Annotated in this window: 13 protein-coding genes; 2 read left to right on the forward strand and 11 right to left on the reverse strand. The window is 68.0% G+C overall.

From position 1 onward, the window contains the following. Positions 1–20 precede the first annotated feature (20 nt). Positions 21–2126, reverse strand: coding sequence for an elongation factor G (gene fusA, locus AC1EJR_RS24980; RefSeq protein ID WP_092301611.1), 2106 nt, complete (start codon positions 2124–2126; stop codon positions 21–23). 104 nt (positions 2127–2230) lie between these two features. Further along, a complete protein-coding gene (locus tag AC1EJR_RS24985) occupies positions 2231–3094 on the reverse strand; it encodes a polysaccharide deacetylase family protein (protein WP_477147725.1) in 864 nt (287 codons plus the stop codon). A gap of 372 nt (positions 3095–3466) precedes the next feature. Here AC1EJR_RS24985 and AC1EJR_RS24990 point away from each other — a divergent pair, with 372 nt between their 5' ends. Next, a complete protein-coding gene (locus tag AC1EJR_RS24990) occupies positions 3467–4177 on the forward strand; it encodes a DUF3047 domain-containing protein (protein ID WP_477147726.1) in 711 nt (236 codons plus the stop codon). On the opposite strand, the gene AC1EJR_RS24995 is transcribed toward AC1EJR_RS24990, so the two are convergent. Continuing rightward, entirely contained in the window at positions 4174–4932 is a 759-nt protein-coding gene (locus tag AC1EJR_RS24995) for a lipoate--protein ligase family protein (protein ID WP_441593703.1), read from the reverse strand. The genes AC1EJR_RS24990 and AC1EJR_RS24995 overlap by 4 nt on opposite strands. A 137-nt stretch (positions 4933–5069) precedes the next feature. Here AC1EJR_RS24995 and AC1EJR_RS25000 point away from each other — a divergent pair, with 137 nt between their 5' ends. Then, positions 5070–6632 carry a methyl-accepting chemotaxis protein gene (locus AC1EJR_RS25000; RefSeq protein WP_092301602.1) on the forward strand — a complete coding sequence of 521 codons (1563 nt, stop codon included), beginning with the start codon at positions 5070–5072 and terminating at the stop codon, positions 6630–6632. Between the two features lie 69 nt (positions 6633–6701). Here AC1EJR_RS25000 and AC1EJR_RS25005 read toward each other — a convergent pair whose 3' ends face one another. The 8 genes from AC1EJR_RS25005 to AC1EJR_RS25040 all read right to left on the reverse strand — a co-directional run. Further along, the gene (locus AC1EJR_RS25005) at positions 6702–7718 is read right to left on the reverse strand and encodes an LLM class flavin-dependent oxidoreductase (protein WP_092301599.1); all 1017 of its coding nucleotides are present in this window, start codon (positions 7716–7718) and stop codon (positions 6702–6704) included. Positions 7719–7844: 126 nt separating this feature from the next. Next, entirely contained in the window at positions 7845–10580 is a 2736-nt protein-coding gene (locus AC1EJR_RS25010; protein WP_477106220.1) for a hypothetical protein, read from the reverse strand. A gap of 73 nt (positions 10581–10653) precedes the next feature. Then, complete coding sequence (locus AC1EJR_RS25015; RefSeq protein WP_092301593.1) at positions 10654–11640, reverse strand: DedA family protein/thiosulfate sulfurtransferase GlpE; 987 nt, start codon at positions 11638–11640, stop codon at positions 10654–10656. 120 nt (positions 11641–11760) lie between these two features. Then, a complete protein-coding gene (locus tag AC1EJR_RS25020; protein ID WP_441593701.1) occupies positions 11761–12174 on the reverse strand; it encodes an Hpt domain-containing protein in 414 nt (137 codons plus the stop codon). A gap of 20 nt (positions 12175–12194) precedes the next feature. Continuing rightward, a complete protein-coding gene (locus AC1EJR_RS25025; RefSeq protein WP_092301587.1) occupies positions 12195–12854 on the reverse strand; it encodes a response regulator transcription factor in 660 nt (219 codons plus the stop codon). A 339-nt stretch (positions 12855–13193) separates the two neighbouring features. After that, positions 13194–14015, reverse strand: coding sequence for a hypothetical protein (locus AC1EJR_RS25030; protein WP_477147727.1), 822 nt, complete (start codon positions 14013–14015; stop codon positions 13194–13196). Positions 14016–14405: 390 nt separating this feature from the next. Then, a complete protein-coding gene (locus AC1EJR_RS25035; RefSeq protein ID WP_092301581.1) occupies positions 14406–14795 on the reverse strand; it encodes an OsmC family protein in 390 nt (129 codons plus the stop codon). 160 nt (positions 14796–14955) lie between these two features. Then, the coding region (locus AC1EJR_RS25040) for a hypothetical protein (protein WP_477147728.1) at positions 14956–15243 on the reverse strand (288 nt) is incomplete at its 5' end.

A 15243-nucleotide genomic window follows, 5' to 3' on the forward strand; every position in this document is an offset into this window, starting at 1 on the left:
GAAGGGGAGAACACCCGTGCTCAGTTCTTGCGCGAGCTGATCACCGCCTCGGCCACGTTGGCCGGGGCTTCGGCGTAGTGCTTGAACTCCATCGTGAAGGTGGCGCGGCCCTGGGTGAGGGAGCGCAGCGAGGTGGAGTAGCCGAACATCGTCGCCAGCGGCACCTCGGCGCGCACGATCTTGCCGCCGCCGCCCGCGATGTCTTCCATGCCGTGCACCATGCCGCGCCGCGAGGAGAGGTCGCCCATCACGTTGCCGGTGAATTCCTCGGGCGTTTCCACCTCCACGGACATCATCGGCTCCAGCAGCACCGGCTTGGCGCGGCGCATGCCTTCCTTGAACGCCATGGAACCCGCCATGCGGAACGCGTTTTCGTTCGAATCCACATCGTGGTACGAGCCGAACACCAGCGTCGCCTTCACGTCCACCACCGGGTAGCCGGCCAGCACGCCGGCTTCCAGCGTCTCCTTGATGCCCTTGTCCACCGCCGGGATGAACTCGCGCGGCACCACGCCGCCCTTGATGGCATCGACGAAGGCATAGCCGCCGCCCTGCGGCATCGGCTCGAGGTTCAGCACCACGTGGCCGTACTGGCCGCGCCCGCCCGACTGCTTGATGAACTTGCCTTCCACGTCCTTGGCGGTGCTCTTGATGGTCTCGCGGTAGGCCACCTGCGGCTTGCCGACCGAGGCCTCCACGCCAAACTCGCGCTTCATCCGGTCCACCAGGATTTCCAGGTGCAGCTCGCCCATGCCCGAGATGATGGTCTGGCCGGACTCCTCGTCGGTCGCCACGCGGAACGACGGGTCTTCCTGGGCCAGCCGGTTCAGGGCGATGCCCATCTTCTCCTGGTCGGCCTTGGTCTTCGGTTCCACGGCCTGCGAGATCACCGGCTCCGGGAAAGTCATGCGTTCGAGGATGATGACCTTGTCGGGATCGCACAGGGTGTCGCCCGTGGTGGCCTCCTTGAGGCCCACGGCCGCGGCGATGTCGCCGGCGCGCACTTCCTTGATCTCGTTGCGGACGTTGGCGTGCATCTGGAGGATGCGCCCCAGCCGTTCGCGCTTGGACTTGACCGGGTTGTAGACCGTGTCGCCCGAATTCACCACGCCCGAATACACGCGGAAGAAGATCAGCTGGCCGACGAACGGGTCGGTCATGATCTTGAAGGCGAGCGCCGAGAACGGCTCGTCGTCGTTCGGGTGGCGCTCGGCTTCCTTGTCGTCCTCGGTGTGGCCGAGGATGGCGGGCACGTCCGCCGGCGACGGCAGGTAGTCGATCACCGCGTCCAGCATCGCCTGCACGCCCTTGTTCTTGAAGGCGCTGCCGCATAGCATCGGCACGATTTCACCGGCGATGGTGCGTTTGCGCAGCCCGGCCTTGATCTCTTCCTCGGTCAGCGGCTCGCCGCTCAGGTAGCGCTCGAGCAGGTCCTCGCTGGCTTCGGCGGCGGCCTCGACCATCTTCTCGCGCCATTCCTGCGCGGTGGCCTGCAGCGCGGCCGGGATGTCGGTGTACTCGAAGTGCACGCCCTGGCTCGTATCGTCCCAGACGATGGCGCGCATTTTCACGAGATCGACCACGCCCTGGAAATGATCCTCGGCGCCGACCGGAATCTGGATCAGCACGGCGTTGCCCTTCAGGCGATCGGCGATCTGGGTCTGCACGCGGAAGAAGTCGGCGCCCACGCGGTCCATCTTGTTGACGAACGCGATGCGCGGCACCTTGTACTTGTTGGCCTGGCGCCAGACGGTTTCCGACTGCGGCTGCACGCCGCCCACGGCGTCGTACACCATGCAGGCGCCGTCGAGCACGCGCATGGAGCGTTCCACCTCGATGGTGAAGTCCACGTGGCCGGGGGTGTCGATGATGTTGATGCGATGCTCGGGGTAGTTCCCCGCCATCCCCTTCCAGAAGGCCGTGGTGGCGGCCGACGTGATGGTGATGCCGCGCTCCTGCTCCTGCTCCATCCAATCCATGGTGGCGGCCCCGTCATGCACCTCGCCCAGCTTGTGGTTCACGCCGGTGTAGAACAGGATGCGCTCGGTCGTCGTCGTCTTGCCGGCGTCGATATGCGCGCTGATACCGATGTTGCGATAGCGTTCGATGGGGGTCTTGCGGGGCACGGTGATTCTCCGGTTAGGGCACCACGGGCCGTTAGCGTAGCACTTCTACGAATTCCTCGTGCGGTGCCGCATGGCCGATTGGGCCCTGCCGGAGCAGGCGCCGGTCAGGGCCAGCTTTGCCGCGCGTAGTCGCCGTCCCTGGCACGCACCAAAGCGGCGCGTTCGGCGGCGCGGGCGTCGGTATAGAAGGGCGGATCGGCCAGCGGCAGGCCGTTCTCGCGCGCGGCATCGACGAGGATCTGGAGGTACTCGGTCATGTGCGACGCCGTGTAGTCGTTGGTGTCATGAAAGCTCACCACCACCGGCACCACGCCGTTCACCGGCTGGAGCCGCCGCGCGCCGATGGCCGCGCGCACCTGCTCCAGCTCGCTCACCATATGGGAGCGCCGCCGCAGGCTGATGTGCCAGCCGTAGATCTTGCCGTCGCGCGCGTTGGCGTCGGCCATGAGCATGCCCAGGCCTAGTCCCTGGTAGACGCCCCGCGTCTCATCGTTATAGGCCCAGTTGGGCGGCCGCACCAGTTGTGCCACGTGGCGGCACTGGGCGGCGATGTCCGCCTCGCCCGCGCGCAGCGACGCCGCCAGCTCGGTCGGCGCCAGCTTGGTATGGGAGACATGGCCCTCCACCACGCCGCTGTGCACGGCGAGCAGGTGGCCGGCGGCGCAGGTGTCGCGCATCTGGGCGCGCCCGGCCGCGCCGCCGCCCCGGCGCGGATGCGCGGTCTGGACGAAGAAGATGGCCTTGATGCCGGGCGCAATCGGGTTGTCGGCCAACTGGCGCAGGATCAGCGGCGTGCTGCCATCCGGGCCGGCGTCCGGGCCATCGTCGAATGTCAGCAGGAAGCGCAGCGGCGGCAGCTTGGCGGTGGGCTTGGCGAACGCCACCGGCGTGACGGCGGMAGGCGGCTCCGGGGTCTCGGACGCCGGGAAGGTGCCGTCGGCCAGCACGGACACGGGCGCGGCCAACATCAGGACCGCGGACAACAGGGATCGAACGACAGCAGCACGCATGCGGGAATCAGGGGAGCGGAGATGACGGCGCGCGGCCAGACCCGCACCGCGCGAGGCAGCACGATACCACCGGCCTGCGGCCCGGCCGTGGCCCAGTTTGTAAGCAGGTATGTGAAGTGGCGGATGCGGTACTTGTGGCGAGGGCGCGCCAGATCCTGTCAGCGTCTGTCCGAAGCCGATTTCGGCCTACGCCGCACGGTGCGGGCCGGCGGCGCTTTCTACAATGGACTGAGCAGTCCATGCGAATGATCTGAATTTCACCCGTCACCATAACAAAAGGCGGTCACGATGCGCGCCCCGGTCCTTCGTCTTACTCGTCCGATATTGCCGATGCTCGCCGCCATGGTGGCGGCCTCGGCCATGACCCTTGCCACGGCGGCCCGTGCCGACGACCCCGGCGTTGCCTTCTCGGCCAGCCGGCCCGGCGGCGCGCTGCCGGAGGGCTGGCAGAACAAGCCCGTGGTCAGCGGCAAGGCCCTCACGCGCTACGCGCTGGTGGCCGACCAGGGCACCACGGTGCTCGAGGCCGATGCCACCGGCGCCGCCTCCGGCCTGATCCACGCCGGCGACTTCGACCTCGCGGCCACGCCGGTGGTGCAATGGCGCTGGAAGGTGGCCGGCCCGATCCCGGACGCCKACAACCGCGACGCCAAGCGCGAGGACGCCCCCGCCCGGCTGGTGTTCTTCTTCGACGGCGAAAGCAGCAACCTGTCGATTGGCGAGCGCGCCGGCATGGCCATCTCGGGCGCGGTCGGCGACAAGCTGCCCTACGCCACGCTGATGTATATCTGGACCAACAGCGCGCCGGTGGGCACGGTCATCGCCAATCCGCATACCAACCGGGTGCAGATGATCGTGGTGGGCGGCGCGGCCGATGCCGGCAAATGGCAGAAGCTGCGCCGCAATGTGAGTGCGGACTTCCAGAAGGTCTTCCGCGAAAAGCCCGGCAAGCTGCTGGGCTATGGCCTGATGACCGATACCGACAACACCGGCGCCAACGCGCGCGCCTGGTACGGCGACATCCGCTTCACGGCGCGCTAGGCGCCCGGCGGCGGCGTGCGGGCGATGGCGGCGCGGATCGCCTCGGCCACGCGCGACGTCAGTTGGGGATCGTCCTCGATGCCGGCCGCCTCGCGCACGCTKACCACCTTGGCCGGGTCGTAGTGCCGGCCGCTCCCGATGGCCGCCTCGAACGCATTGGCGCGGGCATTGATCTCGACCGGGTCCGCGCTCACCAGCAGGATGGCGTGCGCCAGCACCAGATGGCGCTGGCCATCGTCCGATTGCGCGGCGGCCGGCGCGCGGCGCCAGTACTGCGCGGTGCCGGCGATCTTGCGCGCTGCATCGCCCGGCCCCCAGGCCAGGTTGTAGCGCCCGTCGCAGAACGACCCCTCCACCGCCTGCCAGTGCGTTTCCACGCCCAGCTGGCGCATCCCGTCCGCCAGCACATCGCACAGGTGGATATAGACGGGCTCCATCCACGTAGCCGCGCCCTTCGGCACCGCGTAGGCCAGGCTCACGTTCAGGATGCCCGGCCCCTGCGGCACCAGCCCGCCGCCCGACATGCGCAGCCAGACCGGGCAGCCCCGGGCGGCAAAGTCCGCGCGGGCGGCCTCGATGCCGGGCTGGCGCAGGTAGCTGCGCGGAATCACCAGTGACAGCGGCGCCTCCCACAACTGCGCCACCGGGCCGCGCAGGGCGGCGTGGTCCAGCAGCGCCAGCTCGCCCTGCAGCGGATCGGCCTCGGCGGGGTCTGGATCGATGAAGGAGAAGGCGGCGGACGGCTGAGCGGTCATGGCAGGGGGCTCCAGGTGGACAGTGCGGCGCAATTTTCCCGATCATCGCCCATCTTGGCCCCCTGGTGCTAACGGAAGCTAAGGGAATGTGGCTGCGGCGTCGTTAATCCCAGGGAATTCCCAACAGCCTCCCGATCATGAACCGTCTCACTCTGAACACCAAACTCTGGGCGGCGCTTGCCGTCATGTGGCTGCTGCTGCTCGCGCTCGGCACCTGGAACGCCTTCCACACCAGGTCCGTGATGATGGGCGAGCGGCGCGAGAGCCTGCAGTCGCTGGTCGCCACCGGCGAGGGCATCGTCAAGCTGTACGCGGCGCGTGCCGCCAAGGGCCAGATGTCGAAGGAAGACGCCCAGACCGCCGCCAAGGACGCGCTGCGCGCGATGCGTTTCGGCCAGAACGGCTACCTGTTCATCATCGATTCCAAGCCGCAGGTGATCCTGAACCCGGGCCTGCCGCAGACGGAAGGCAACCAGGTCGGCGAGTTCAAGGACCCGGATGGTGTCTACGTCTACCGCGCCATCCTGGAAGGCGCGCGCCGCACCACGGGCCCCGAGGCCGGTTTCTCGACCTACCGTGGCCGCCTGCCCGGCACCGAAAACCCGCAGCGCAAGCTGACCTACGGCCGCTACGTGGCGGACTGGGACTGGTTCGTGGCCACCGGCGTGTTCCTGGTCGATGTGGAAGACGCGTTCCGCGCCAACCTGATCAACGCCCTCGTCAGCACGCTGCTGATTGGCGCGCTGATCGCGGCGGTGATGCTCTGGCTGATGCGCACCGTCAAGCGCAGCCTCGGCGGCGAGCCGGCCTACGCGGTGGAAGCGGTCACGCGCATCGCCGGCGGCGACCTGACCGTGCCGGTGACCGTGCGCGCTGGCGACGAGCAGAGCGTGCTGGCCGCCATGCAGCGCATGCAGACCCGCCTGGCGGGCACGCTGGGCGAGATTCGCGGCGCGGCGGGTTCCATCGCCACGGCCACGGACCAGATCTCGGCGGGCAATACCGATCTCTCCCAGCGCACCGAAGAGCAGGCTTCGGCACTTGAGCAGACCGCGTCGAGCATGGAAGAGCTGACCGGCATCGTGCGCCAGAACGCGGACAACGCGCGGCAGGCCAGCGCGCTGGCCGTGAATGCCTCGGACATTGCCAATCGTGGCGGCGAGGTGGTCAGCGAGGTGGTGGCGACGATGGGCGAGATCAACAACGCCTCGCGCCAGATCGTCGACATCATCGGCGTGATCGAAGGCATCGCCTTCCAGACCAACATCCTGGCCCTGAACGCGGCCGTGGAAGCGGCGCGGGCCGGCGAGCAGGGCCGGGGCTTCGCCGTGGTGGCGGGCGAGGTGCGCAGTCTGGCCCAGCGCAGCGCCAACGCCGCGAAGGAGATCAAGACGCTGATCGACAACTCGGTGGCGCAGGTAGACAACGGCTCGTTGCTGGTGGCCAAGGCCGGCGAGACCATGCACGAGGTGGTGGGTGCGGTGCGCCGCGTGACCGACATCATGGGCGAGATCAGCGCGGCTTCCGCCGAGCAGAGCACCGGCATCGAGCAGGTGGGCCAGGCCGTGACGCAGATGGACTCGGTGACGCAGCAGAACGCGGCACTGGTCGAGGAAGCGGCTGCCGCCGCCCATTCGCTGGCCGAGCAGGCCCAGTCGATGATGCGCGCGGTGTCGGCGTTCCGGCTGGCGACGGCCTGATCGATCCGGCTCGTACGCAAACAAAAACCGCGGCCTTGGCCGCGGTTTTTGCTTTCTGGCGCTGACGGTTCAGGCCAGTTGCGTGGGCGAGAGCGACAGGGCGCGCACCGCCTTCGCGGCAATCTCGAACGACTTGAGCCGCGCCGCGTGATCGTAGATCTGGCCGGTCAGCATCAGTTCGTCGGGGCGCAGGTCATCCACGAAACGTTGCAGGCCGTCGCGCACGGCGGCGGGGTCGCCCACGACCGAGACGGCCAGCGAGCGGCGGATGTGGTCGGCCTCGCTGGCGTCCCAGAGCAGGTCCATGTTGTCCACGGGCGGCTTGAGCTGGCCCGGCGTGCCGCGCACCAGTGCCAGGAACTGCTGCTGGAGCGACGAGAACAGCCGGCGCGCCTCGTCACCKGTGTCGGCGGCGAACACGTTGACGCCGAGCATCACGTGCGGGCGATCGAGCTGTTCGGACGGACGGAAGGTGCGCCGGTACAGGTCCACGGCCTGGCGCATGAAGCCGGGCGCGAAGTGCGACGCGAACGCAAACGGCAGCCCCATCGCGGCGGACAGCTGCGCGCTGAACAGGCTCGATCCGAGCAGCCACAGCGGCACCTTCAGGCCCGCGCCGGGCACCGCGCGCAGGCGCTGGCCCGGGCGCACCTCATCGAAATAGGCCTGCAGTTCTTCCACATCCTGCGGGAAGGTGTCGGCGCTGTCGTGGCTGAGCTGGCGGCGCAGCGCGCGCGCCGTGGCCTGGTCGGAGCCGGGCGCGCGGCCCAGCCCGAGGTCGATGCGGCCCGGATACAGCGCAGCCAGCGTGCCGAACTGCTCGGCAATCACCAGCGGCGAGTGGTTCGGCAGCATCACGCCGCCCGAGCCGACGCGGATGGTGGACGTGCCATTCGCCACGTAGCCGATCAGCACGGACGTGGCTGCGCTGGCAATGCCGGGCATGTTGTGATGCTCGGCCAGCCAGAAGCGGCGATAGCCAAGGCGTTCGGCGTGCTGCGCCAGGTCCAGCGTGTTGCGCATGGCCTGGCCGGCATCGCTGCCTTCCACGATCGGTGAAAGGTCGAGCAGGGAATACGGAATCATGGATGCGGGGCGCGGCCGGGGTGACCGGCGCGCCATGTGGAGACGGGAACGGGGCTATGGTAGTCACGTGCGCCGAATCGTGCTGGCGCCCGCCGAGTAGCCCTGCTAACCGTGGGGCTACGCGCGTTACCCGAACAGCCGCTGCGCTACGGGCCCCTGGGCAATGCGCCGGCCGATGTCGAACCCCAGCGCGCGGTAGCTCTCCCACTGTGCTTCATCGAAGAACTGGTCGGCGGTGCCTTGCTGCGGGAAGTCGCGATGGACGGCGCCGTACTGGCGCACATCGGCCGGCGCGGTGGGTGTGAGGCGCGGCTTCAGCAGGATGATGCGGGTGACTGGCGGGGCGTCCGGGGCGCCGCCCTGGCCGGCCACGAAGGCATTGAGCAGCAGCCCGACCTTCATTCGGCTCTCCGGGCTGGCATCGGCGGCAAAGTCATCCATGGTGCCGAACACGGTCTTGAGCACCGGGTCGCTCGCGGCGGCGGTGTCCACCACGATTTCGAGTCCGAAGTCGATGCGGGCCAGCCGGATCAGGTTGGCGAGATCCTTGAAGCGGTAGTCGGCGTCGCAGCCGCAGTCGCACAGCACGATCAGCGCTACGCGGCGCTCCGGGCGCAGCAGTTCATAGACGGCGGTGTTCTCGAAATGGCCGCCATCGGACAGGTACTGCCAGCCCCGCCGCGTGCCGTGAAAGCGCGCGGCGAGTTCGCACCCGAGGTAGTACTGCGTGCGGAACAGGCCGGTCAGCACGCCGAGCGTGGGCCGCGCGCGCCCCGCCGCGCCGCGCCGGCGCATGGGGGCGTGCCCGCTGCCAGCATCCAGCCGCGATGGCCACCAGACGCCGAGCCGCAGGTTGGCGAACCCCATCAGCAGCGAGGTGCCCAGCGTGGAGGCGCGGCCGAGACCGGTGGAGATGGCGGCGCCCGAGATCGCCACCCAGTCGCCCACGGTGCGTGCGTGGGCCATCTCGCCGGGATGACGGCGGAAGGTGCGTTCCTGCGACATCGCGCAGCAAGGCCGCCCATCGACGCTGAATCGCACGTAGGTATCGGCGGGCAGTTGCTGCGGGGCGCCCGGCTGGGCCAGCGCGGGGCCCGGCGAGACGCACAGCGGCTTGCCTTTGCGGTCACGCTGCACGAGCTGCTCGGCCGGATCGACGGTCAGGTTCAGCGTGACGTTGATCAGGTGCAGCGGCGCCAGCACGCGGGGATCGTAATAGTCGTTGAGGCTCAGGGCGTCGTCCGGGGCGGGCTCGGCCACGCTGAAGCGCTGCCGCGCGTCCGGGCTGCCCGCCGTGGCGGTGAAGCGGTTGCCGTTGGAGGCGCCCAGATAGGCGCGCGTGAGCCGGGAGGCGTAGAACGACTGGAGCGTGGACAGGTTCAGGAAGCCCGCGAAGCGCCCCACCACCATCGCCATGACCAGCGCGAGCCCCGTCAGCACGGCCAGCGCGGGCGTGGTCCAGGCCTTGCCGAAGACGAGCCAGTCGACCGGCTCGCCGCCATCCCACCGCACCCAGAGCACGATCCACGACCAGAGCACGAAGACGAGCAATGCCAGCACGCCCGCCAGCGCCCCGGCCAGCAGCGAGACGGGCAGGCGGTTCAGCATCGCGCGCCAGGACGAATCGCCGGCGCCCTTGTGGCCGTTATCGAGCAGATTGGCGCCATAGCGGACCAGCCAGACCAGCACGCCCAGCGTGCCGGCCGGGCCGAGCGCGCCCCACGGATGCACGGTCAGATAGCTATAGAGATAGCAGGTGCGCGCGGCGGTATCGGCAAGCCCCAGCGCGGCCAGCGCGCCGGTGACCCCCATCGCCGTGCGCAGCGCCCGCGTGGCGCGCACGCGGAACATGGTCACCGAGCGCGGGGCCGGCATCACCATGACCAGGCAGGACGCCACGCCCAGCCAGGCCAGGATGCCGATGGCGAAGCAGGCGTAGGCCAGCCGTGGCGACGGCTGCAACTGCTGGAACCACCACGCGGTGGCCAGGAAGGCCGCGCCGATCAGCGCCGCGAGCAGCACGGCGTTGTTCAGCACCCGCACGGGCTGGCGCGGGTCGTCCGAACGCGGGTAGACCAGCCAGAACGCGATGCCGGGGGGCACGGCGAACAGCAGCGCGGAGGCCACCGGCAGCCAGAGCAAGGGGCTCCACCAGATGGCCAGCCGTTCGTCGTAGAACGCCAGGCGCGCGGCGTGGAGCAGGTCCATCTCGTTGCGGGCGAGTCCGTGCCATGCGCCCGTGGCCAGGTGCAGCCCCAGCGCCAGCGCGGCCAGTAGCACCAGCAGTGCACTACCAATCACATATTGCATGGCCAGCCAGTTTCGCACCACCACGGCGGCGGCGTAGAGGTTGTCGCCCGCGCCGGTGGGGGTGAGGTAGCGGCCGTTCTCGCGCAGCCACGCCACGGCGGCCCGGCCCGGGGTCTCGGCATAGGAGACCGAGGTGTGGATGCGCCCCGGCGGTTCGTATTGCATCGTCCGGTAGGCATCCTGCGCGGCCTGCACGGCACTGGTGCCGCGCCGCAGCCGTCCGGGCACGAACAGGCTGACGAAGAACGCGCCAAGGTAGCCGCCGCCGCTGACGGTGGAGAGATAGTCGAACTGGGCCAGCAGCGACTGGGTGCCGGCGACAGTGGGGGAGGGCGGGGTGTCGAGGGGCGTCCGGGCGGGCGTCTGGGCGGGATTCGGCGCTTCGGCCATCGCCTGCATCACGCCGAGGCAGAACGTGGCGCTGCGGATGCCGCCGCCGGAGAGGGCGAGCGCGTAGGTCTGGCCGGCGCTGTGCCGGGGAATATCKAGCATGCGCCGGCGGTGCGCCACGCGCGCGGCTTCATCGTCCCAACCCGGGTCTTCGCCTGGCATGCCGCCCTCCCTGCACAATGGCCTGCGCCAAGTATAGGAAGCGGCGGTTGCTCCGGGGGGTACGGCGGGTGGATTAGTGCGCGGAGGCCTGCTTGGCGGGGTCGGCCGCGTCGTTGCTGGCCTCATCGGCCGGGGTCGACAAGGCGCCCTGCAGGCGCTTCCATTCGTCGAACCCGCCCGCCAGCGCCCAGGTGTGGCGGTAGCCCGCCACACGCAGCCGCTCCGCCAGCACGGCGGCGGACATCTCATGGGGGCAGGCGCAGTAGATCACGATGTCATGTTCGGGCGAATGCTCGCCCAGCGTTTCCAGCGGCGCGTGCAGCTCCATGACCAGCGCGCCGGGAATGCGCTCGATGGGAGCGACGCCATGCGCGCGCACGTCCACCACCAGCGGCGGCGCGCCCGTCGAGCGGCGCGATTCCAACTCCATCACCGTCATCCGCGGAATCCGGCCCGTGCGGCGCAGCATGCGCCAGCGCAGCCAGAAGCGCCAGGCAATGAACAGCGCGAAGGCGCCGCCGGCAATCAGCACGGCGATATGGCCGTAGGTGCTGAAGGCGGCCAGGATCGTATCGACGAAATCGCTGAACACCACGCCCGCCAGCAGCGCGCCGCCAGCCCAGACCAGCGCGCCGAGGGCGTCGTAGAACAGGAAGGTCATGAACGGCGTGGAAGTCATGCCGGCCATGGCCGTCGAGAGCGCGCCGGCGCCGGGCAGCAGCTTGGCGAAGACGAGCGAGCGGGGGCCTACGCGCAGGTAGAGCGACTGGGTCTGCCGGATGCAGGTGTCGGGGGAGAGGGAGACGCGGCAGATCGTGCGCAGCATCGGCTGGCCCAGCCGCTTGCCGGCGAAGTACCACGCCGTATCGGCGATCAGGCAGGCGGAGATCACCGCGAACAGCACGGCGCCAATCGACGGACCAGACTCCTGCATCGACAGCGCACCCGCCACGAACATCATCGGATAGGCCGGCACCGGCAGGCCGGCCTGCTCGGCCAGCACGCTCAGGAACACCAGGGACAGCCCGTGGCTGTCCAGCAAGGCCTGCAAATCACCCACGACATGTCTCCCGCCAGAAAAAGGGTCCGGCGCGAAAAGAAGGGGGCGGCCGGATGGACCCACAGTGTGCCAGTGCCACCGGCGCCTTGCACTGCCATGATGCAGGCAGGGTCATCAAATTCACTGAATGTGGCTGGACGGCGACGTATCTTCGGCCGGATCGGGATGGCAGGCGGGGGGCGCGGCAGCCTGCAGGGCGATCAGCGCATCGTTGAATTCGGTCACGATGGCGACATAGCGCGGCAGTAGCGCGTCGATCACGGCAGGCTTGCCCTGCCGCGCCGCGGACTCCAGCGACTTGCCCGCCGCCACCAGCGTCGGGCAGCGGGACAGCGCAGCGCTCCCCTTGATGCGGTGCACGGTGCGCTGCACGCCGGTCCAGTCCCGCATCGCCACCGTCCGCTGCAGGTTGGCCATGTCCGCCTCGTTGGTCTCGATCAGCCGGGCGAGCAGCATCCGGTAGAGCACGGGGTCATCCCGCGCCGCGTTGGCCACTGCCGCGCCCATGGCTTCGCGTTCGGCGCGGGGCAACACGCGGCGGGCCCCGGCGCGGGTCACGGGGTGAGCTGGCAACGTCGGGCGAAATCGACCAGATCGACCAGGGATTCGGCACGCAGCTTGGCCATGATGCGCGCCTTGTAGCTGCTGACGGTCTTGTTGCTGATGAACAGCGCGTTGCCGATGATCTTGTTGCTCATGCCGCGTGCCAGCATGCGCAGGATGACGACCTCCTTGTCCGACAGCTTGCGCAGGCCTTCATCGTCGCTGACCATGCGGGACTCGTGCGAGGGGTCGCTGAACGTGACGGCCGTGGCGGGATTGGCGCTCGCGCCGTTCGGGAACACGGTAAAGCCGCCGAGCACGCTTTCCACGCAGCGGACGATGGCATCCATGTCCTGCGTCTTGCTGATGAAGCCCTGCGCGCCGGCCTGGTAGGCGCGCGCGGCGAACGGCGTGGGATTCTGGGCGGTCAGGATCAGGATACGCACGGCCGGATGGAGCGCGCGCATGCGTGGCGTGGCATCGAGCCCGCTCATGCGGGGGATGTCGAGGTCGAGTACGACGAGGTCGGGTTTATGTCGACGCACGGCCTCGATGGCGCTCTGGCCGTTGTCGGCTTCCAGCAGTACATTCACGCCCAGCAACTGGGAGAGATGGGCGCGCATGGCAAGCCGCAGCGCGGGGTGATCGTCGACGATCAGGATGGTGGTCATGCGTTGCTGCCTTGTGGCCGTGCCGCGTGGGCGGCTGGCCAGGGGTCATCACTGACTGGGCAGTATATGGAGATAGCGTCGCTTAATTTGTGGGAAATTTCCGCAATCGCTGCGTGAAATTTCCCCATTTGCGCCGCATTAGATCCAGATCATGTTCGCGTGACATTTTATGTCACTCATAGGCTACGGACCATCCCAAAAAAATAGCGGCCCTCCACCAACATGGGGGGCCGCAAATCGGGAATGCGAGGAGGTCAGAATCCTCAAGGAGTGTTATCGGCACATGGGGGCGCCGCTGATCCCTACTTAGGTGGGGCCAGCGTCACACTGCAGCCGGTATCAGGCGATCAGCCGATCCGGCTGGTTGGCTGGCCCCGTGGCGGCACGCACGCGGCGCACGCCGGCTTCCATCTCCGCGTGCGCGGCGTCCAGCCACGCGATGCGGTGGCGCACGGGATCATTGGGCGACAGGTCGTTGGCGGTTATCTCGCGCAGGAAATACCGCACCATGCTGCCGGCGCGCGCGGGCACCGGCATCATCCCCAGCATCTGGCCCCGATCGATCAGACCCAACCCGGCGGCATGCCGCAGCCCCGCCCACKCCGTGCGCCCCAGTCCTATAAAGAGCGCCTGCCGATGGCACTGCCCGAGCCGCGCGAGGAACAGCGACTCGAAGACGGCGCGGAGCATGGGCACATCGAGCAGTTCGTCGAGCGGGCCGTCGAATGCGAGCCCGCGTCGCGTGGTGGCATGGGGCAGCAGGGCAAGCGGCTGGATGGCGTCGAACCCATCGTTCCACAAGGCTGCCGCATGGGGTTGCCCAATCAGCTCGGGCACGCGGAAGTGGTCGAGCATGCGGATCAGGTTGGGCCGCACGAGTCGGCCGCCCAGTTCCACACGCCGCTTGTTCTCGCGCTGGATGCTCCGCCCGGGCGTATGCGCGAGCAGCAGTTCCTCCGTGACCGATGCGGCGAGCCGCACGTGGGTGTGGCCCGGCGTGGTGCTGACCAGCACCAGGCGCGCATCGGCGTTCCGATGTTCGAACGGCACGTAAGCCATGGTGTACGTCCCGTCCTGATCCACCATCACGGGTTTGTCCGCAATGGCTCGCGCGCCGCCGCGTCGGATGCGCGCGCAATACTCTTCGATGTAGTTCGCCAAGATGTCCCCGCTCCAATGCTTCCCTGCTGCTGGCTGCCATGTCTTGTTTTGGCTTCATGTTAAGCCGCAGTACATGGCCACGAAAGCGCCCAAGTGGCGTTCGGAGCGCGTTACAACACAGGCTTGGTTGGCGAGCGAACCAATGAGACGAGGGAGCCCTACGTATGAGGGATGCGTTTCGCGCTTGGGATGTGGATCTCGCTGTAGGACAACGTTGCGCGACAGGTGGGTCAGGATGATGACGGCGGGATCGGCCTTTGGGGCCGCCAGCAAAAAAGGCCGGACACGAGTCGTGTCCGGTAACCCATTTGCTGACTCAGGTCGTGTCAGAAACCCGAKAACTCAAATGATAACCATTATCATTTGTCGAGTCAATGAATGGCGGTGCCTTTAGGCGGTCAGCGTGGTTTCGATCGAAATCTGGGCGGACAGGGATTTGTGCACCGGGCACTTGTTGGCCACGCGCAGCAGATCCTCGCGCACGTTCGGCGGCAGCTCTCCATCGATCTTGACGGTGCGGATCATCTTGTAGGTGCCGGGCGCCTCTTCGTGCCGCACCGAGACGTGCACCTCGCGTAGGTCATAGCCCTTGCGCTTGGCGTACACCTGGAGCGTGAGCGTGGTGCACGCGGCCAGCGCGGAGTCGAGCAGGTCATGGGGGTTAGGGAGCGACGGGTCGCCTGCAGGGGCGTCCAGGTCCGCGCGCCAGGTGGCGGTCTCGTTGCGCAGGTCGCAGGCGCTCGCGCCCGAGGCGGCCAACCAGGTTGCTTCAATGGTCATGGGTGAGTGTCCTCTGGAGATGGGAGGGCGGGAACCGGTCCCGGATTGATGATTCTATATATAGGGGCCTGACATCGCGCTGCTGAGGTGCCGTAATCGTCATTTCCAGAAAAATCTGAAATTTTGATGACAAACCCCTTGCCAGCCTGCGTTGGCTCCCTTAATATTCGCCCCCTCGCAACACAAACCGCGCTGCAAACGCAGCAGCGACAAGGGTTGCGGGGTTGATGGGTGGTCGGGCTGAGGAGTTTTTCAGCGCTGACCGCRGCGAAAAAAACTTCGCTGACCTGTTGACGAAACGCAGGTTGTTCTTCATAATCTCGTTTCTCTGCTGCGACGCAAACGACGCAGCGCAGACAAGCAGTACMGCCCCCGGCAAAGCCGGTGTGGCCAGTTCTTTAACAACCAAACAACCGATAAGTGTGGGCGCTTGATGGCGAACGCCGCG

Source organism: Cupriavidus sp. 05T42 (genome assembly GCF_056396345.1).

Excerpts from the sequence above, each read along its gene's own strand:
- AC1EJR_RS25000 (WP_092301602.1), top strand. The coding sequence starts at position 5,070 with ATGAACCGTCTCACTCTGAACACCAAACTCTGGGCGGCGCTTGCCGTC.
- AC1EJR_RS25025 (WP_092301587.1), bottom strand. The coding sequence starts at position 12,854 with ATGACCACCATCCTGATCGTCGACGATCACCCCGCGCTGCGGCTTGCC.
- AC1EJR_RS25035 (WP_092301581.1), bottom strand. The coding sequence starts at position 14,795 with ATGACCATTGAAGCAACCTGGTTGGCCGCCTCGGGCGCGAGCGCCTGC.